The organism is Ensifer sp. 4252 (assembly GCF_050434565.1).
Classification (GTDB): domain Bacteria; phylum Pseudomonadota; class Alphaproteobacteria; order Rhizobiales; family Rhizobiaceae; genus Ensifer.
The window spans coordinates 128,651-148,198 of the sequence record NZ_JBNDIU010000008.1; the positions used below are offsets into that span (position 1 = coordinate 128,651).

Here is a 19,548-nt window from a genome sequence, read left to right on the forward strand (position 1 = left end):
CGATAGGCGGTTTAGTCGTCGAGCGTGACTTCCCAGAGCCGGGTGTTCGACTGCCAGACGGGTTCGCCGTGCAGCTTCTTCGTCGCACCCCAGATGTCGACCATGTCGTACATGAAGATGCCGGGAACTTCCTCGAGCATCAATTTGTGGAACTCGTCGAAAATCGCCTGGCGTTTTGTCTGGTCGGCCTCGACATAGGCCGCCTTCATCAGTTCGACCGCCTTCGGGTTATCCCACATCAGCGACGCGTTCTTGTCCTTGTTGCCGACGTAGAAGCTGTACATCAGTGCGGGATCGAGACGCGGTGCGACCGACTGCGAGATCACCTGGTAGTTGCCCGAACGGCGGCGGTCGACCTGGGTCGCGTAGTCGAGCACCTCGATCTGCACGTTGAGGCCGACCTGCTGCATCATCGCCTGGGCGACGACGGCAGCCGGGAAGCTCGGCACGTTGCCGCGCTTGTTGGCGATGATGGTGATCGGCTCGCCGTTGTATCCGGCATCCGCCAGGTCCTTCTTGGCCTTTTCCAGGTCCATCGGGATCTTCGTCTTCTGTGCATCCGAATAGAAGATCGAGTCCGCCGAAACCATCGAGGTATTGGCTTCGCCGGTGCCGTTCGACACGGCGGCGACAAGCTGGTCTAGATCGAGCGCTTCGGCCATGGCGCGGCGCACGGCGACGTTGCTCAGAACCTTGTCGCGCGTCTGGAAGTAAAGCAGGTTCTTGCCGTTGTTGCGCTTGACGATGAGCTGCATCGTCTCGCTGTCCTTGAACTCGGAAATCAGGTCGGCAGAGACTTCGGCCGTATCGAGCGCGCCCGAAAGCAGGCCGGTTTTCACCGTCGATGCATCGGGGATGACCATGAACTTGATGCCGTCGACCAGCGGCCGCTTGGAGCCGACCATACCATCGGGCTTGCCGTCATTGGCGGGCGACACATAAGCGCCGTTCTTTTCGAGACGGACATATTCGCCCTTCTTCCACTCGGCCCATTTGAACGGCCCGGTTCCAACAGGCGCAACGAAAGCACCGTCGGCGCCGAGCGAGTCCCTAGCGATAATGCCGGTGTAGCCGCATTCCGGGCGCGCCATCAGGCCGAGAAAGACCGCCGAAGGCTTCTCGATCGTCATCGTTACCGTGGTTGGATCGACAGCGGTGACGGCCGAAACCTTGATGGTCTTGCTGCCGTCGAAATCGCCGGCGCAGGTCCACTTGGTGTTTGCGGCCATGTAGCGGTTCCAGTTCCACACGACATCGTCGGCCGTGACAGCATTGCCATTGTGGAACTTCACGTCGTCGCGCAGCTTGAACGTATAGGTCAGACCATCCGGCGACACCTCGAAGCTCTTGGCGATGAGCGGCTTTACCTCGCCGTTTTCGGCATAGCCGACGAGACCTTCGACGATGTGAAAGATCACGGAGTCGGTGTTGCCGTCCCGGTTGACGCCCGGCACGTTGCTGCGGATATCGGAGCTCTGCGCGACCACAAGGTCACGCGCTTCGGCAAAGCCGACGGCGCTCATCAAGATGGTGCCGGCAAGGAAGATGTTTTTCATGGTTCCACTCTTCTCCAGTTGTTTCTTGTTGGTTTGTTGCGGTTGATTTTCGGCTCAGAACGCGTCCCAGCAGGCCTGCGACAGCCGGCCGATGGTTTCGAGCGCAATAGTGTAGCCGGGCGTGCCGTCGGGCATCACCTGCGGCACGGCGTCGGTGAAGACGGCGATGCCGTAGAGCGGCCGACCGTCGCGATAGACGAGGCCGGCATCCATGCGCCCGCGCTTGCCGCGCCCGGACTTGCTGGCGACGACGGCCTCGAAAGGCAGGCGCGAGCGGATGCCGTATCGCAGCACCTGGTTCTTCAGCGTCTGCAGCGCAAAACGGCAGAGCTCGACCGATGTGCCGAGACGCGCAGCAGCGGCTTCGTCATCCTGCGCAGCGAGGATCAGTTCGAGCAGCAATATCTGGTCGCTCGCGGTCGTCGTCGTCACGTCGCCGAGCGAATGGTCCGGCTTCAGGCCAAGCGGCGGGATCAGAAAGCGATGGTGGGTGCCGGCCATGCCGATCGCCTTGCAGAAGCTGTCGACCTCTTCCAGCGTCAGCCGTTCCAGCACCATCTTGGTGCAGACGTTGTCGCTGAGCACCATCATGCCGACGATGGCGTCGCGCAGCGGGATGACGATGCCCGGCGTCATGTAGCGGAACATGCCGCTCGCAACTTCGTGCTTCAGCCGCTCCTCGTAGGTGATGGGTGCGTCGAGATCGAGCCGGCCCTCGTGCGCCGCCTTCAGTGCAGCCATCATGATTGACGTCTTGCGTGTGCTCGCCGAAGGCGTCTCTTCGTCTTCACCCCGTCCGATCGTCTCGCCGGTCTGAAGATTGCGGACGAGGAAGCGGGTGATGAACGGCTGGGCGTCGGCAATCGCATGAAGCTGTTCAGCGATGGCGGCGGTTTTGATCGCTACGGTCATGTCAGGCCTCCAGACGCCATTTGAGGGTGACGCCGCCCGTCTGGTTGAGATCGAGCGCCGGGATCGCCGAAAGCAGCTTGCGCGTATAGGTTTCCTGCGGCTGATCGAAGATCCGGTCGCGATCGCCCTGCTCGACGATGCGGCCGTCCTGCATAACGATCACCCGGTCGGCCACCTGCTCGACGACGCCGAGATCATGGCTGATGAACAGGCAGGAAAAACCGTAACGTTTCTGCAGATCGGAAAAGAGTTCGAGCACCTGTGCCCGCACCGTCACGTCGAGCGCCGAAACCGGTTCGTCGGCGATCAGGAACTTCGGCCGCCGGGCGATTGCCCGGGCAATGGCAACGCGCTGGCGCTGGCCGCCGGAAAGCTCATGCGGATAGCGGCTGGCGAAATCGCCGCTAAGACCGACCTCGTCAAGCGTTTCGAGCGACCGCTTGCGCTTGGCCGCACCGTCCAGATCAGGCACGAGGCGGAGCGCCTCTTCGACCAACGCCTGGATGGTCATGCGCGGATCCAGCGAGGAGTAAGGGTCCTGGAAGACCATCTGGCAATTCAGCCGGTAATCGCGCCAATCGGCGCTGCGCTCGCGCCCCTGGAAGAGGATCTCGCCTTCGCTCTTCTGGACGAGGCCGGCGATCGTACGGCCAAGCGTCGTCTTGCCCGAACCGGAGCCGCCGACAAGTGCGACGACTTCGCCGACATGGATGTCGACGCTGACGCCGTGAAGAGCGCGTTTCGGCGCCTGCTTGCGGAAGAGCCCCTTGCGGCCGGGATATTCCACCACGATGTTTCGTGCCGACACCATCGGTGTCAGCGACATGTCGAGCTTGCGCAGTGCAGCGCGAAACGGCAGCGAAGACAGCAGCTTGCGGGTGTAGGGATGTTCCGGAGCGCTCAGAATGTCCTCGGTCGTGCCCTGTTCGACGATCACGCCCTTTTCCATGACGACGAAGCGGTTGGTGTAGCGCGCCACCATCGGCAGGTCGTGGCTGATCAGGAGAACGGCCGTGCCTTCCGCCTTGGTCAGCTCCACCATCAGTTCCATGACGTCGCGCTGCACCACGGCGTCGAGCGCCGTCGTCGGCTCGTCGGCAATCAGCAGGGCCGGTTTCAGCAGCATGACGGAGGCAAGCATGATGCGCTGGCGCATGCCGCCGGAAAACTCGTGCGGATAGGCGGCAAGCGCTCGCTCCGGCTCGCGCAGGCCTACACGCGTCAGCATGTCAAGGATGGCAACCCGACGCTCGTCGGCGCTCTTCTTAGTATGCAGGATGAGGCCTTCTTCGAGCTGCCGGCCAATGGTCATCGACGGGTTCAGCGAAGTCATCGGCTCCTGGAAAACAACGCCGATCTCACCGCCACGTAACTGTCGGAGGTCGCGATCCTTCAAGGACAAGACATCGCGTCCGCGATAGCTGATCGTGCCGCCGACATGGCGCACCGCCGGTGGGATCAGCCCGATGATGGCACGGGTGGCAAGCGTCTTGCCGGAACCGGATTCGCCGACGATGCCGACGATTTCGCCCGGACCGACGTCGAAGCTGACATTCTTGACCACCTGGTTGCCGTTATGGGCAACGGCCAGCGATAGGTCGCGAACGCTGAGAAGAGAACTGCCGGTCATTTCAGGCCTCGCATGCGGGGGTCGAGCTTGTCGCGGAGCGCGTCGCCGAGAAGGTTGATGCCGAGCAGCGTCAGCGCGATGCAAAGGCCGGGGAAGAAACCGAGCCAGACGGCCTGTTCGATGAACGGTCGGCCGGCGGCCAGCATGTTGCCCCAGGTCGGTGCCGGTGGCGGCACGCCAAGGCCGAGAAACGACAGCGCGCTTTCCGACAGGATCGCCCAGCCGAACATCGAGGTCGCAAGCACCGTGATCGGTGCCAGGCAGTTCGGCAGGATGTGGCGCAGCATGGTGTAGATTTCGCCGTTGCCCATGACGCGCGAGGCCTCGATGAATTCGCGTTCGCGCAGCGACAGCACGGCGCCGCGCACCACACGCGCCATCGACGGGGTGTAGGCGATGCCAAGCGCGAAAATGATGCCGTACTGGTTGGCCCCGAAGACCGCGAGCAGCCCCAGCGCCAGCAGAATGCCCGGGAAGGCAAGGAGCGCATTGTTGACGGCCATGATGACGCCATCGACCCAGCCGCGGGCATAGCCGCTGATGAGACCGATCAGAGTGCCGCAGACGACCGCGAAGGCGACCGTCAGACAGCCGATCCAGACGCTGGCGCGCGCGCCGATCATCAGCCGGCTGGCAACGTCGCGTCCGAACTCGTCGGTGCCGAGCCAGTGCGCAGCGCCGGGCGCGGCCAGACGCGAGCTGAAGCCGAGCGCCATTGGATCGTAGGGTGTCCAGAACACGCCGACCAGCGCGGTGATGACGAGAGCGGCAATCAGGCCGCCGCCGATGACGCCGTTGAAAGTGAGCTTTCTCATTCTGCCACCACCCGCGGATCGAAGAGAGGATAGAGAAGGTCGACCACGAGGTTGACGACGACATAGGAGAAGGCGACGAGCAGCAGGCAGCCCTGGATCACCGGATAGTCCCGCTGGAAGATGCTATCGACCATCAGGCGGCCGAGGCCCGGGATGGTGAAGACCGTCTCGATGACCGCAATGCCGCCGAGCAGATTGCCGAGGATCAAGCCGATCATCGTCCAGGTCGGGCCGAACGCATTTTTGAAGGCGTGCTTCCAGAGAACGGCACTTTCCGACAGCCCCTTAGCGCGTGCGTGGGTGATGTAATCGAGGCGGAGAACTTCGAGCGTCGAGGCGCGTGCCATGCGGATGATCACACCCATTTCATGGATGACCAGTGTCATCACCGGAAGCACGAGATAAAGAAGACCCGCCTTCCAGTTTTCCGAAATCGGCACATAGCCCAACACCGGCAGCCAGCGCAGTTTCAGGCCAAAGGCAAGCAGCAACAAAAGGCCAAGCCAGAAGGTCGGGATCGACAGCAGCACGGTGGCCGTGCCGACCAGCGCCAGGTCAGTCAGGCTATTCTGCCGCCAGGCGGCGATGACGCCGGCGGGAACGGCGATCAGGCTCGCCAGGAACACGGCGATGACGACGATCTCGGCGCTCACCACGAAGCGGCTCAACACCAGATGAAGCACAGGCTCGTCGGTGACAATCGAACGGCCGAAGTCGCCGGACAGTATGTTGCCCGCCCAGATGACGAACTGCTCGGGAATGCTGCGGTCGAGACCGAGCACGCTGCGCATTTCCGCTATCTGCTGCGGCTCGGCCATATCACCGAGCATCAGCGCGGCCGGATCGCCTGGAATGAGACGAATGAGCGTGAAGACGGCAACCGAGACGATAACGATCGTCGGTATCGCCATCACGAGGCGATTGAGTATGAACTTGATCATGGGTTCCCCGTACTGAGAACAGCCTGGCGCGACATCGCGATTCGGCCCTCCTGCCGGCTTTTCTTGACACGACTATGATCGAATGGAAAAAACAGCGCAATATTATGAGCAATCGTCATAGCTCTATGACGAAGGGATGACATATCCGCAGCCAAAGGACCGACGACGTGCGGCATCATTCACCGGGCGAAAGTGGCAGCGGCGGCGGCGGAGCATTGCCCTGCCGTACCCGCGCATCATGTCGGCCGGTTGGCGCTTCTTCGGCGTTGCCTGCAACATCATCCGCAACCCTATCCTTGCATCACCTTCGAGCGCGACCAGGTGAACTCTCTGGTTTCACTGCCCGATGAACGTGAAACACCATGAGCATCGGGCCGCATTCACGGGGGTAACTTCCCGCAAGCTCGGTCGCCTTTGCTCGGCGCCTGGTTCTTCAAGCGCCCTCGGGAATCACGTTTAAGGTATGACGCAACGTCCGGCTCAAGCGGAATTTTGGGCTGACATCGCGGATTACATCGATTGGACATTGCCCGACGGCCGGCGCCATGAAGGGCCAATGCATAATGCCGGGCACAATCTCTGCGGGGCACCAATCGTCAACGCCGAAGAAATTGCGTCAGGTGGCGACTAAAGCAACTGAAGATAATCGGCGAGCTCGCGGGCGGCAGCACCGCCTGCCCGGTTCGCACCGATGGTGGATGCGGAGGGTCCGTAACCCACGAGATGGATCCTCTGGTCCTTTGCCACCTGTGTCGCAAGCCGGCCGGTCATCAGGATACCGCCATCGGCATTGCGCAGTTGCAGCGGTGCCAGGTGGTCCAGCGAACTTCGAAAACCGGTACTCCAGAGAATGACGTCGACCGCCTGCTCCCGACCGTCTGGCCAGCGCACGCCATGCTCGGTGATCTCCGCAAACATCGGCTGGCGATCGAGCGCACCGCGTGCGCGCGCGGCGAGGATCGCCGGCGTCACCGGAATACCGGTCACGGAGACGACCGAGCCCGGCGGCAGACCTCGGCGGACACGCTCCTCGACCATCGCGACAGCCGCGCGCCCGACCTCGGGGGTAAACGGCTCTTCGCGAAAGGCCGGCTCCTCGCGCGTGACCCATGTGGTCGATGTCACCTGGGATATTTCATCCAGCAGTTGGATCGCGGAGATGCCGCCCCCCACGACCAGCACGTGCTGGCCGGCAAACTGCCCGGCAGTCTGATAGTCCTTCGTGTGCAGCTGACGCCCCCTAAAGAGATCCGATCCCGGATAGGGCGGAATGTAGGGAGACTCCCAGGTGCCCGTCGCGTTGATGATGCCACGGGCGGCATAGACGCCGGCATCGGTCTCGACCCGGAAACGGTCGCTCCTCTCGCAAACGACCTTGACGGAAACCGGCCGGCGGACGGGAAGGTCGAATGTTTTCTCGTAGGCGCCGTAATATTGCGGCACGGCGACGGCTGCATGGACTTCACCCTTGCCGGTGTCGACGGCGTCGGCAAACTTCATGCCAGGAAGATCGTGAATGCCGTTGACGGTGCTCAGCGTCAGCGACGGCCAGCGGAACTGCCAGGCGCCGCCCGGCTGTGGCGATCGGTCGATAACGACGTATTGCATCTGAGGCGATAGCCCGAGCCGGCTCAGGTGGTAGGCTGAAGACAGGCCCGCCTGCCCGGCACCGATGACGACGATGTCGATCTTGCGCGCCACGCGCGCATGCGTCTCGACCTCGTCGGCGGGGGCAAAGGCGTTCTGGACGTCCATCATCGCATAGTCAAAACCGAGAGCCGATCGTTCCCTGTCAGGTCATCCACGGCGGCGGCCTTCAACCGATCGCCGCAGCGAAGATCGCGGCCAGTTTTTCGATGCCGGCCTGATCGTCCCTGTCGAAGCGTGCCGGTTCGGGACTGTCGAGGTCGATGACACCGATCACCCGGCCATGGCGTCGGACGGGAACCACGAGCTCGGAGCGGGAGGCCGCATCGCAGGCGATATGGCCCGGAAAGGCGTGCACGTCTTCGACGAGGATCGACTGCCCTTCCTTTACGGCCGTGCCGCAGACGCCGCGGCCGACAGGAATGCGCACGCAGGCGGGCTTGCCCTGAAATGGCCCGAGCACCAATTCGTCATCGGAATCGAGAAAGTAGAAACCGGCCCAATTGAGGTCGGGCATGGTCTGGAACATCAGCGCCGAGGTGTTTGCCGCGTTCGCGATCATATTGGGCTCGCCATGCAGCAGCGCTTCGAGTTGTTGCGCCAATTCGCTGTAGAATTCGGTCTTGTCGCCTGTGTCGATTGCGGCCGCCTGGAACATGATCTCTTTCACTCTCTCGTCATACGAACTGGCAATGTAGTGTCGCGCCCGACGTTTGCCAATTGCAGCGCGTTCGCGCCGGCAGCGAAACGGAGTGCTGGCGGAAAACGGTTCGACAAACTCAACAAGCCGCCGGTGCGCGCATTCACGTTCTCACGGCTCTTGTGAAGCGGCGACTTGTCGCTTCAAGCAATCGATCATCGCCTGGGCGGCAATCGACAGCGGCACGCCGGCGGCAGTTGCGACGCCGAAATCCTGTGTCAGGTGCGGCGAAAAGCTTCTAATTTCGATCGGCAGATGCCGATGCAGGTTGGCGAAAAAACTGCTGATGATCGCAACGCCCAGATCATGGGCGGCATAGGCGCAGGCCGAGCTGTTGCTGTGCGTCTCGATCTTGACCTTCTGTGGTACGCCCGCCTTTCGAAAGATCTCGTCGAGCATGACCCGCGTCGGCCGCCGGCGACCGATCAGGATGAGCGGGATGCCTCTGAGTTCTTTCGGGGTGACATGGTCGAGCGCGGTCAGCGGATGGTTCTTTGCCATGACGCAGACGCTGACGCCGCCTGCCACCGGCTGCATTTCGAGGCTGGCGCTCAGTTGTCCCTCGTAGCGCAGAAAGCCGAAATCGATGACGCGCTGTTCCACAAGTCGGGCGATCGCCACGGTCGTATCGAAGAAGGTTTCGACACGCACGCCGGGGAAGTCCTTGGCATAGTCCGCCAGCATCGCAGGCGCAAAGCTTTCCGACATGCTGTTCGGCAGGCCGATGCGCACCACTTCCGGGCCGACCGCGCCGCTGCGAAGGTCCTGGGCAAGATTGGTGAAGCGATCGATCCCGAGCAGAATATGTTCGGCATCCTCCGACAGCTTCAGCGCCTCTGGCGTCGGGATCAGCCGGCCCTTGTCGCGCGCAAACAGCGTCAACGACAGGTCCTCTTCCAGTTGCTGAAGCAGACGGCTGACGCCGGACTGGCTGAGCCCCATGGTTTTTGCCGCCGCGATCGTCGAGCCGGTGGCAAGCAGGGTGCGCAGCACTTCCAATTGTCGAAAATTCATGCCGACCCCGCATCCATCCCATTGCCGTCTTCTCCGTGTTTACGAAAAGGCGGCGGAACTAGGAAGCCGGATTCGACGGCAGCGGCAGGCGAGCGGTTACCCCGCGGCAATGCCAGACTGACGCGCAGGTGCAGGATGGGCCGGTAAGGATATGGAGGTGGTGGGTGCCGAAGAGCACGCGTGCGCTCTTCGGCTTGTTCAGGCTGGCTTGTCGCCGATTACGCGTCGACGCGCAGCGATGGCTTGAAGCGCTCGGCAAAGACCTGGATCGAGCCGCTGCCGTAACGACGCAACTGACGTTTGGTCAGAACGGACATGACGCGCGCCGCCGTCGAAAACGTCATTTTATCGAGCGGACCGTCGCCAATCCAGGGTTTGCTCAAACGATCGGTGACGATGCCGATCATGTTTGCAGGCATGATGTCGGTGCAAGGTTTCATCCAGTCGAAGACGACCCTGATCGGCAGCAACTTGCCTTCAAACGAAACCACGGGTTCAGGCATCCCCTCGCCCCAATCATCATAGGCCTCAAGGGCATCTCGAAAGAGATTCTGCAGGATGATGGAGGCATGCCCTTCATGAAGAGCGGGCAGCAAATTCGTCATTTGTGTCTCCTTCAGTGGTTAAGGCCGGGAAACGCGAATGGCCAATACTGTCAGCATGTATTTGTCATCGTGCCGTGTGGCCGGTACTTTGACGACCACACAATCGGTAGACTGCAGGCCATGGCGAAATGCTAAAGTGCGACAATGGTTCCAAGCGACCGGCGACTTTTTGAAGTTTTTCCAGGGCGGCGGTTTTGGAACTCCGCCCACCACGCCCGGTCGACGGCCGTTTCGTGCCCTATATCGCGGTATCGGCTTGGAAACGCCGATCATTCGTTAGAGCCTGAGGAACGGAAAACTAATATCCACATATTCCATAGAATATACGATCTTACCTGAAGACGCCAGATAATTCACAGATATGCGCCACTATCGACATGGAGCAATCACATGGGGACGATCTCGCAGCTTTCCGAGAAGACGAAGCTCCCGGCACACCGGATCGGAAGCGAGGAAGAGGCGCTGGAAATCGCCCGGGAACTTGCAGGCGAATTCGCCAGGCGATCAAACGAACGGGATACCGACCGGATCCTGCCTTTCGACGAACTCGACACCCTTGCCCAATCGGGTCTGCTCGCAATCACCGTGCCCTCCGACTACGACGGCATCGACGTTTCCAACGCGGTGCTGGCGGAGATCACCGCCATCCTGTCCGAAGCCGACAGTTCGATCGGCCAGATCCCGCAGAACCATTTCTATATTCTCGAAGCGCTACGCACCGACGGCACTGAAGAACAGAAGAAATTCTTCTTCGGGCGGGCCTTGGCCGGTGATCGCTTCGGCAATGCGCTTTCCGAAAAGGACACCAGGACCGTCGGCGACTATGCGACCCGTCTGACGCCTGATGGTCTCGGATACCGCCTCAACGGCCGCAAGTTCTATTCGACCGGCGTGCTTTTTGCCGAATGGATCGTCGTGTTCGCGCTCGACCAGGACGAAAAACTCACCATGTCTTTCCTGCCGCGCGGTGCCGATGGCTTGCAGGTTATCGACGACTGGGACGGCTTCGGACAGCGCACCACGGGCAGCGGCACGACGGTGCTGCAGAATGTCTACGTGACGGCCGACGCCGTCGTTCGCCATCACCGCGGCTTCGAACGCCCGACGACGATCGGCTCGGTCAGCCAGATCATCCATGCCGGAATCGATCTCGGCATCGCACGCGCCGCCTTCGTCGAGACGCTCGACTTCGTGCGCAACCGGGCTCGCCCCTGGATGGATAGCGGCGTCGAGCGGGCAGCGGACGATCCACTGACCATCGCGCGTGTCGGGCAGCTCGCAGTACGCCTCGAGGCGGCGACCGCCATCGTCGAGCGCGCCGGCAAGAAGGTCGACATCGCCCAGATCAACGGCACCGAGGAAAGCGTCATCGAGGCGACACTGGCCGTCGCCGCTGCAAAGGTCCTGACGACCGAAATCGCGCTCGAAGCCACCAACACGCTCTTCGAGCTCGCAGGCGCGTCGTCGACGCGCATCGGCCTCAATCTCGACCGCCACTGGCGCAACGCCCGCACCCACACGCTGCATGATCCGGTGCGCTGGAAATATCACGTCGTCGGCAACTACCACCTGAACGGCGTCGCGCCGCCGAAGAACGGCGCGCTCTGACACCCCGCCTGACTCCACCCTTCCCGGGAGATCGGCACCGATCTCCGGGAACGCACGCAGCTTTCCATGAGGAGACGGATATGAGCCGCGAAATCCGGCTGAATGCCTTCGACATGAACTGTGTCGGCCATCAATCGCCAGGTCTCTGGACGCATCCGCGCGATCAGTCCTGGCGCTACAAGGATCTGGACTACTGGGTGCATCTGGCAAAGACGCTGGAACGTGGCAAGTTCGACGGCTTGTTCATTGCCGATGTACTCGGCGTCTATGACGTTCTGAACGGCAATGTGGAGGCAGCGCTCCGGCATTCCGCGCAGGTCCCCGTCAACGATCCGCTGCAACTGGTGCCGACCATGGCGCACGCGACGCAACATCTGGGCTTCGGGCTTACGGCTTCGCTGTCGTTCGAACACCCCTATACCTTTGCGAGACGGATCTCGACGCTCGACCATCTGACGAAGGGCCGCGTCGGCTGGAACATCGTCACCTCCTATCTCAACAGCGGCGCGCTCAATATCGGCCAGGCGCAGCAGACGCGGCATGACGACCGATATGATATCGCGGAAGAATATCTCGAGGTCTGCTACAAACTCTGGGAAGGCAGCTGGGAAGAAGGCGCAGTCGTGCGCGACCGGGCAAGCGGCATCTTCACCCATCCGGGCAAGGTGCATCCGATCAACCATCACGGGCGCCATTTCACCGTCCCGGGGATCCACCTCAGCGAACCGTCGCCGCAGCGCACGCCCGTCCTCTACCAGGCAGGCGCTTCCAGCCGCGGCAAGGATTTTGCCGGTGCGCACGCTGAGTGCATCTTCGTTGCAGCCCCTTCGAAAACCGTTCTGAAGCGGTACGTGGCCAATGTGCGCGAAGCGGCTGAGCGTGCAGGGCGCAATCCGCGCGACCTGCTCACCTTCAATCTGCAGACGGTGATCCTCGGCGAAACCGATGCGGACGCGAAGAAGAAGTTCGACGAGTATCGCAGCCACGTTTCCTATGAAGGCGCGTTGGCGCTGATCTCCGGATGGACCGGCATCGATTTCGGCCAGTTCTCACCGGACGAACCGCTCCGCCACCGCTATACCAATGCGGTGCAGTCGGCGGTCGAAACCTTCACGACGATCGACCCGGACAAGATCTGGACCGTGCGCGAAATGGCCGACTGGGTCGGTATCGGCGGCTTCGGACCGGTCTTCGTCGGCTCACCGCAAACGGTCGCCGATCTCCTGCAGGAGTGGGTCGAGGACACGGATATCGACGGCTTCAACCTTGCCTATGCCGTCACGCCCGAGACCTTCGAGGACGCGGTCGACCTATTGGTGCCGGAATTGCAGAAGCGCGGCGTCTACAAGACCGCCTACCGCGAAGGCACGCTGCGCGAAAAGCTGTTCGACAGCGGCCCACGCCTGGCCGCTGCGCACCCTGGTGCAGGTTACCGGCAGTTCGCCGAGAAACCGCAAGCGATCGTGGCGTCCGCATAGGAACAACTCTCGGCAGAGCACCACCCTGGGGAGCGACTGGATCCTCGGGTCGGGCCAGAGGATGACCGAGAGAATTGGAACAAGCCGCGATCAATTTGGCGCCGACCGGCCCGTCAGCGGGCTTGCCGCCCGGAAAAGTCCGGGCGTTCTTCTTCGCCTGCCAAAGCCCGATGGTGCTCCGACCGGGCACCGCGGCATGGCGATCAGCTGTAGAGGCTGACGCCCGGAATACGATCGTTGAGGGCAAAGTCGCCAACCTCGCGGGCCTTGTAGAAGACCGGGTCGTGCAGGGTGTGGGTGCGAACGTTGCGCCAGTATCTATCGAAGCCATAGTGAGCCGCCGTGGCGCGCGCACCCATCAGTTCAAAAACCTTCGCCGTCACATCGAGCGCCACGTGGGTGGCGCTGATCTTGGCGGCATAGGCTTCAAGTGCCGCTTCACCACGCTCGCGCTCTGTTACGGACCGCCCGTTCGACAAGGCTGCCTCGACAGCGCCCGCCGCCACATCGGCCAAAGCGACTGATGCTTTCAAGGCGGCCTGCAATTCGCCGACACGCTCGAGGATGTAGGGGTCCTCGCTGGCGCGTGGCACGCCTGACGTGACCCAGGGTCGCGTGGTGGTTCTGATATAGTCGAGTGCGGCAGCAAGCGCACCTTCCGCGGTTCCGAGATAGAAATTGACGAAAACCAGCTGGATCAGCGGCGTGTTGAACGTCGCCAGGACCGGAGGCGGATCGAAGGGGTCCGCAAGCGGCAGGATAAAATCACGCTCGTAGACGGGAAAATCACGAAATTCGACGCTGCCGCTATCGGAGAGGCGCTGGCCGATATTGTCCCAATCATCATGGGCGACATAACCTGGCCGATCCGTCGGCACAACGAAATTGGCGATCTTGCCGTCGAGCGTCGCGTTGACGTTGATGCGGTCGGAGACATGCGCGCCGGTCGAAAACGTCTTGCGGCCGTTGAGGACATAGTGGCCGCCGCGCCGCTCAAGCACCAATCCAGGATCGCGCGGATTGACGGCAGCCCCCCAGTAGAGCTGACGCTCGACTGTTTCGGCACCGAGCACCCAGGCCTGGTTCGGATCGGCGGCTGCCCAGTAGACACACTGGCTGTTGACATAGTGGTAGCCGAGCAATTGGCCGATCGAGCTTTCACCGCGCGATATGATCCGGACGAGACGCAAGCCGTCCACCCAGCTCAAGCCTGAGCCACCGACTTCAGGCGCGTGCAATGCAGTCAGCAACCCTGCCTGACGCAGCGCTTCGATTTCGTCGCGTGGCGGCAGGCCGAGCCGATCGAGCTCGGCGCCGCGGCGGGCGAGCTCGCCCGACACTTCGGTCGCCTGCACAAACAGCTGCTGGCGCTTTTCTTCCTGTTCGGTATTGGCCGGTTCGGGTTCCCGGAGGAAATGCACGTTACTCATTCGCCTCTCTCCATTGATTGAGACGAAATAGTGCATTTATTCTATAGACAATAACAGCAAATCGATTTCAACTGACAAACGCAAGCAGGAAAGTCCTACCCGCCATTGCCGCAAAGACCGCCGTCGTCGACCTCACGAAGGTCAGCCGACTTCGGCGTCCCTCAGCGCCACGATCTCGGTGGCGTTGTCGTTGGCTGCAAACTGTTCGAGCGTCATATTGTCGAGGATAGACGCGACTGCATCGCGCACGTCGCTCATCGACTTGCGCACATGACAGTTGACCGGATCGGAACAGTCGTCGCAAGCTTCGAACGCGGTGCGGCTGGCACAGCGGATCGGCGCCAGCGGCCCGTCAAGCGTGCGGATGACCTGGCCGATGCGAATGTCGGACGCCGGTCTGGAAAGCGAATAGCCGCCGCCCGGGCCCTTTTTCGAGCGCAGGATCCCGGCATTGCGGAGTTCGAGCAGGATCGCGTCGAGGAACTTCTTCGGGATATTGTTGCGGGTGGCGATTTCAGTAATGAAGGCGGTTTCGCCGGGCTCCAGTTGAGCCAGGTCGACAAGGGCCTTCAGCCCGTATTTACCCTTCTTGGTCAACATTGCACTTCGCTTTCCTGAACACAAAGGCCGCCACAACTCCGTTCCGCACCGACGTTGGTATCACCGGAGGCAACGGGTTGTGACGGCCGCACTGTTTCGCTTAGGATGCCATACACCCAAACCGGGCCATTCTCAAGAAATTACGTAAGTTTCTGCATAGATTTTGTGAATTTTATTGTCGAATCTAAGGCAGAGCAGCAATGATATGCTCATCTGGGCCGCCACCTCTTCGCTGGTGGTTGCCGCCGGCACAATGCCAGGCTCGCGATCATCGAATATGGCGGCTAAACCGCTTTCGCTTCAAACCGTGAGGTGACGCCGGGCGTCGACTGTGTCCAGCGTCTCCGGCGGCCCATCATGGACCACGGCGCCGCGGTCCATGATGTAGACATGGTCCGCAAGCTCGCGACAGAAATCGAGATATTGTTCGACCAGCAGGATCGCCATCCCCGTCGAATCCCGAAGATAGCGGATCGCCCGACCGATATCCTTGATGATCGACGGCTGGATCCCCTCGGTCGGCTCGTCGAGCACCAGGATGCGCGGGCGGGTGACGAGCGCCCGGCCGATCGCCAATTGCTGCTGTTGTCCTCCGGAGAGATCGCCGCCGCGGCGCCCGAGCATCGAGCGAAGCACCGGGAACAGGTTGAAGACGTCTTCGGGTATCGAGCGATCGCTGCGCTTTACCGGCGCATAGCCAGTCTCCAGGTTCTCCTTGACGGTGAGCAGCGGGAAGATCTCGCGCCCCTGCGGCACATAGCCGATGCCCTCCTTGGCACGGCGGTATGGCGCCATGCCGCCGAGCGCCACGCCGTTGAAGGCGATCGTCCCGGCACTCACCGGATGCTGCCCGGTGATGGCCCGGAGCAGGCTCGACTTGCCGACGCCATTGCGGCCGAGCACGCAGGTGATCTTGCCCATCTCGGCGCCGATCGAGACGTTGCGCAGCGCCTGTGCGGCGCCATAGTGGAGATTGACGTTTTCGACGCTCAGCATGGAGGCGTCCTTTCCTTGGGCGATTGGCAAGTGGCCGCTATCAGCGGCCGAGATAGTTTTCGATCACTTTCGGATCACTGCTGACGAAATCGATAGAGCCTTCGGCAAGCACCGAACCTTCGGCCAGACACGTGACCTTGACGCCGAGCTCGCGGATGAAGCCCATGTCGTGCTCGACGACGACGACCGAGCGGGTCTTCGCTATCTCCTTGAGCAGGATCGCCGTTTCGGCCGTCTCGGCATCGGTCATGCCAGCCACCGGCTCGTCGACCAGCAGCAGTTCCGGCTCCTGCGCCAGTAGCATGCCGATCTCCAGCCATTGCTTCTGTCCGTGTGAGAGGTTGGCGGCAAGATCGTTACGCCGTGCACCGAGCCGAACGGTCGACAGGATCTCCTCGATCCGCGCCTTGTCGTGCGCCGTCAGTCGATAGAACAGCGTCGGGAAGACACCGCGGTTGCGGTTGAGCGCCAGCTCAAGATTGTCCCAGATGCTGTGGCTTTCAAACACCGTCGGCTTCTGGAACTTGCGGCCGATACCGAGATTGGCGATTTCGGCTTCGTCGCGTTGAGTCAGATCGATATCGCCCTTGAAAAAAACCTGCCCCTCGTCGGGTCGCGTCTTGCCGGTGATGATGTCCATCATCGTCGTCTTGCCGGCACCGTTCGGACCGATGATGGCGCGAAGCTCGCCCGGCTCGATCACGAAGGAGAGCGAGTTGAGCGCCTTGAACCCGTCGAAGGACACCGAGACGCCATCGAGGTAGAGAAGGCTTTTCGGCTTGGTTTGGTTGATGGTCTGGTTCATGCCAATCACTCCGCAGCCATCGGTTCGGCGACAAGGTTATCGGCATCTGCCGCCCGACGGTGCGCCTTGCGGCGGGTGAAATAGGCGCTCGCGGTTCCGACCACGCCTTTCGGCAGGAACAGCGTGACGAGGACAAACAATGCGCCAAGCGCAAACAACCAGAACTCGGGAAAAGCGGCGGTGAAGATGCTCTTGCCGCCGTTGACCAAGATCGCGCCGACGATCGGGCCGATCAGCGTGCCGCGCCCGCCGACCGCCGTCCAGATGACGACCTCGATGGAATTGCCGGGTTCGAACTCACCGGGATTGATGATGCCGACCTGCGGCACGTAAAGCGCGCCGGCAATGCCCGCCATCATCGCCGAGACGGTGAAGGCAAAGAGCTTGATATGCTCGACGCGGTAACCGAGGAAACGCGTGCGGCTTTCCGCGTCGCGCACCGCGACCAGCACCTTGCCGTATTTCGAGCGAACGATCGCCGTCGTCAGCACCAGGCAGGCCGCGAGCGTCAGGGCGGATGCGGCAAAGAGTGCGGCCCGTGTGCCGTCGGCCTGGATATTGAAGCCGAGAATATCCTTGAAGTCGGTGAGGCCGTTGTTGCCGCCGAAGCCCATGTCGTTGCGGAAGAACGCAAGCAGCAGCGCATAGGTCATCGCCTGGGTGATGATCGACAGATAGACGCCGTTGACCCGCGAGCGGAAGGCGAACCAGCCGAAGACGAAGGCAAGCAGGCCGGGCACCAGCACCACCATCAGTGCCGCAAACCAGAACATGTCGAAGCCCTGCCAGAACCAAGGCAGCTCCTTCCAGTTGAGGAACACCATGAAATCCGGCAGCAACGGATTGCCATAGGAGCCGCGCGCGCCGATCTGGCGCATCAGATACATGCCCATGGCGTAGCCGCCGAGCGCAAAGAAGGCGGCATGGCCAAGCGAGAGGATGCCGCAGAAGCCCCAGACGAGATCGAGCGCGAGCGCCAAAAGGGCGTAGGTCAGGTACTTGCCAAACAGCGAGACCAGATAGGTCGGCACGTGCAGCGGGTGATCCGGCGCCGTCAGCAGATTGAGGGCGGGAATGGCAATGGCAAGACCCAGCAGTATCGCCACGACCGCGGCGATGCTGCGGTCGAGCGACTTCAGCAGAAACGACGTGATCATGCTTCCACCGCCCTTCCCTTGAGTGCGAAGAGGCCGCGTGGCTTCTTCTGGATGAAGAGGATGATGAGCACCAGAACGAGGATCTTGCCGAGAACGGCGCCTGCATAGGGCTCGATGAACTTGTTGAGGATGCCGAGCGAGAAGGCGCCGACCAGCGTGCCCCAGAGATTGCCGACACCGCCGAAGACCACAACCATGAAGCTGTCGATGATGTAGCCCTGGCCGAGATTGGGCGACACATTGTCGATTTGCGACAGCGCGACGCCGGCCATGCCGGCGATGCCGGAACCAAGCGCGAAGGTCAGAGCGTCGACCAAGGGGGTGCGGATGCCCATGGATGAAGCCATGCGACGGTTCTGCGTCACGGCCCGCATCCTCAGACCCATCGACGTCCTTTTCAACAGGAACAGAAGTGCGGCAAAGACGGCCAGTGCAAACACGATGATCCAGAGCCGGTTCCAGGTGATCGTCAGTCCGCCGAGTTCAAAGGCACCAGCCATCCAGGAGGGGTTGCCGACTTCGCGGTTTGTCGGCCCGAAGATCGAGCGGACCGATTGCTGCAGGATCAGCGAGATCCCCCAGGTGGCCAGCAGCGTTTCGAGCGGCCGGCCATAGAGAAAGCGGATGACGCTGCGCTCGATGGCAAGGCCGACGACGCCAGTGACGAGAAAGGCGAGCGGCAGGGCGATTGCCAGCGACCAGTCGAAGAGCGCCGGATAGGACGTACGAATGACGTCCTGGACCAGGAATGTCGTATAGGCGCCGAGCATGACCATCTCGCCATGAGCCATGTTGATGATGCCCATCACGCCGAAGGTAATAGCAAGACCAATCGCCGCCAGCAGCAGCACCGAGCCGAGCGACAGCCCGTACCAGACGTTCTGGCCGGCGTTCCAGAATGTCTGCGCCTGCTCGATGCGCTGAAGTGCGGCTTCGATATCCGGTTTCAGGCTTGCATCCGCCGAAGGGAGTGCGGAGGTCAGCGCGCCAAGCGCCTCGCGACCGCCGCCTTCCGCCAGCGTCTTGATCGCCGCACGCTTGTCGTCATCGGAGCGGTCGGAAACCAGAAGCGTCACGGCGCGCGCCTCGTCCAGTGTCTTGCGCACGGTCGCGTCCTTTTCGGCAGCCAGCGCCGTCTCGATCGCCTCGAGCGCGTCGGCGTTCGGGGTCTGGCGCATGGATTGCGCCGCCCTCAACCTTGCGCCCGTATCGGCGCTGAAAAGCGTCAGTCCGCCGAGCGCGCTTCGAACAGCGCGCCGGACGGCGTTGTTGACCTTGATTTTCTGAAGCTCACCTTTCGGCACGTCGCCGACGTCCGCTCCATCAAGTGGATCGACGAGAACAAGGCTCGCGCCCTTCTCCGTTGTGAGGAACACGCTGCCGTCAGCCTTTCGTGCGTAGAGGTTACCTTCGCCAAGCGCTTCCAGAATCGGAATGACGCGTGGATCACCGCTTTTGGCAAGCGCGGCAATGCGGTCGTCAAGCTCGGCCAGCTTGGCCGTTCCGAGCGCACTGACGAGCGCGCCGAGATCATCCGCCGCGCGCAGGCCCGTGACATGGGCTGAAACCAGCAGGCAAAGGGTGATCAACAGGGTTTGCAGAATGCGATACATCGCCCTCTCGCTTAGGTCTCGCTCGCCCGCGGCGAACGCAA

General features: G+C 61.9%; 17 protein-coding genes. 2 read left to right on the plus strand and 15 right to left on the minus strand.

Annotated features, from left to right (window positions below):
- Positions 1–11 precede the first annotated feature (11 nt).
- The 9 genes from ABIE33_RS17355 to ABIE33_RS17395 all read right to left on the minus strand — a co-directional run bounded on the left by ABIE33_RS17355 (position 12) and on the right by ABIE33_RS17395 (position 9,820).
- Positions 12–1,556 (minus strand): ABC transporter substrate-binding protein, encoded by a 1,545-nt coding sequence (locus ABIE33_RS17355; RefSeq protein ID WP_429127203.1) that lies wholly within the window; start codon positions 1,554–1,556, stop codon positions 12–14.
- A gap of 54 nt (positions 1,557–1,610) precedes the next feature.
- A complete protein-coding gene (locus tag ABIE33_RS17360) occupies positions 1,611–2,468 on the minus strand; it encodes a serine hydrolase (protein WP_429127205.1) in 858 nt (285 codons plus the stop codon).
- A 1-nt stretch (position 2,469) separates the two neighbouring features.
- Positions 2,470–4,098 (minus strand): ABC transporter ATP-binding protein, encoded by a 1,629-nt coding sequence (locus tag ABIE33_RS17365; protein WP_429127206.1) that lies wholly within the window; start codon positions 4,096–4,098, stop codon positions 2,470–2,472.
- Positions 4,095–4,913 carry an ABC transporter permease gene (locus ABIE33_RS17370; RefSeq protein ID WP_429127208.1) on the minus strand — a complete coding sequence of 273 codons (819 nt, stop codon included), beginning with the start codon at positions 4,911–4,913 and terminating at the stop codon, positions 4,095–4,097. The genes ABIE33_RS17365 and ABIE33_RS17370 overlap by 4 nt, the downstream gene beginning before the upstream one ends.
- On the minus strand, positions 4,910–5,854 hold the full coding sequence (locus ABIE33_RS17375; RefSeq protein WP_429127211.1) for an ABC transporter permease: 945 nt from the start codon (positions 5,852–5,854) through the stop codon (positions 4,910–4,912). Before ABIE33_RS17375 ends, ABIE33_RS17370 begins: the two co-directional genes overlap by 4 nt.
- Before the next feature lie 627 nt (positions 5,855–6,481).
- On the minus strand, positions 6,482–7,612 hold the full coding sequence (locus tag ABIE33_RS17380; RefSeq protein WP_429127214.1) for an FAD-dependent oxidoreductase: 1,131 nt from the start codon (positions 7,610–7,612) through the stop codon (positions 6,482–6,484).
- Between the two features lie 58 nt (positions 7,613–7,670).
- Positions 7,671–8,159: a GAF domain-containing protein gene (locus ABIE33_RS17385; protein ID WP_429127477.1), complete on the minus strand. Its 489-nt coding sequence runs from the start codon at positions 8,157–8,159 to the stop codon at positions 7,671–7,673.
- 153 nt (positions 8,160–8,312) lie between these two features.
- Positions 8,313–9,215 carry a LysR family transcriptional regulator gene (locus ABIE33_RS17390; protein ID WP_429127217.1) on the minus strand — a complete coding sequence of 301 codons (903 nt, stop codon included), beginning with the start codon at positions 9,213–9,215 and terminating at the stop codon, positions 8,313–8,315.
- A 218-nt stretch (positions 9,216–9,433) separates the two neighbouring features.
- Positions 9,434–9,820 (minus strand): hypothetical protein, encoded by a 387-nt coding sequence (locus ABIE33_RS17395; protein WP_429127220.1) that lies wholly within the window; start codon positions 9,818–9,820, stop codon positions 9,434–9,436.
- Between the two features lie 390 nt (positions 9,821–10,210).
- Here ABIE33_RS17395 and ABIE33_RS17400 point away from each other — a divergent pair, with 390 nt between their 5' ends.
- Positions 10,211–11,428 (plus strand): SfnB family sulfur acquisition oxidoreductase, encoded by a 1,218-nt coding sequence (locus ABIE33_RS17400; protein WP_429127223.1) that lies wholly within the window; start codon positions 10,211–10,213, stop codon positions 11,426–11,428.
- Positions 11,429–11,508: 80 nt separating this feature from the next.
- The gene (locus ABIE33_RS17405) at positions 11,509–12,906 is read left to right on the plus strand and encodes an LLM class flavin-dependent oxidoreductase (RefSeq protein WP_429127226.1); all 1,398 of its coding nucleotides are present in this window, start codon (positions 11,509–11,511) and stop codon (positions 12,904–12,906) included.
- 203 nt (positions 12,907–13,109) lie between these two features.
- Here the strand turns inward: ABIE33_RS17405 and ABIE33_RS17410 are convergent, their stop codons facing one another.
- The 6 genes from ABIE33_RS17410 to urtB form a co-directional block, all read right to left on the minus strand.
- On the minus strand, positions 13,110–14,336 hold the full coding sequence (locus ABIE33_RS17410) for an acyl-CoA dehydrogenase family protein (protein ID WP_429127229.1): 1,227 nt from the start codon (positions 14,334–14,336) through the stop codon (positions 13,110–13,112).
- Between the two features lie 141 nt (positions 14,337–14,477).
- The gene (locus ABIE33_RS17415) at positions 14,478–14,936 is read right to left on the minus strand and encodes an RrF2 family transcriptional regulator (RefSeq protein ID WP_429127232.1); all 459 of its coding nucleotides are present in this window, start codon (positions 14,934–14,936) and stop codon (positions 14,478–14,480) included.
- A gap of 300 nt (positions 14,937–15,236) precedes the next feature.
- Positions 15,237–15,932, minus strand: coding sequence for an urea ABC transporter ATP-binding subunit UrtE (urtE, locus tag ABIE33_RS17420; RefSeq protein WP_429127235.1), 696 nt, complete (start codon positions 15,930–15,932; stop codon positions 15,237–15,239).
- A 40-nt stretch (positions 15,933–15,972) separates the two neighbouring features.
- Positions 15,973–16,737: an urea ABC transporter ATP-binding protein UrtD gene (urtD, locus tag ABIE33_RS17425; protein ID WP_429127238.1), complete on the minus strand. Its 765-nt coding sequence runs from the start codon at positions 16,735–16,737 to the stop codon at positions 15,973–15,975.
- A gap of 5 nt (positions 16,738–16,742) precedes the next feature.
- Positions 16,743–17,894 carry an urea ABC transporter permease subunit UrtC gene (gene urtC / locus ABIE33_RS17430; RefSeq protein WP_429127241.1) on the minus strand — a complete coding sequence of 384 codons (1,152 nt, stop codon included), beginning with the start codon at positions 17,892–17,894 and terminating at the stop codon, positions 16,743–16,745.
- Positions 17,891–19,507, minus strand: a complete 1,617-nt coding sequence (gene urtB / locus ABIE33_RS17435) for an urea ABC transporter permease subunit UrtB (RefSeq protein WP_429127244.1) — start codon at positions 19,505–19,507, stop codon at positions 17,891–17,893. Before urtB ends, urtC begins: the two co-directional genes overlap by 4 nt.
- Positions 19,508–19,548 lie beyond the last annotated feature (41 nt).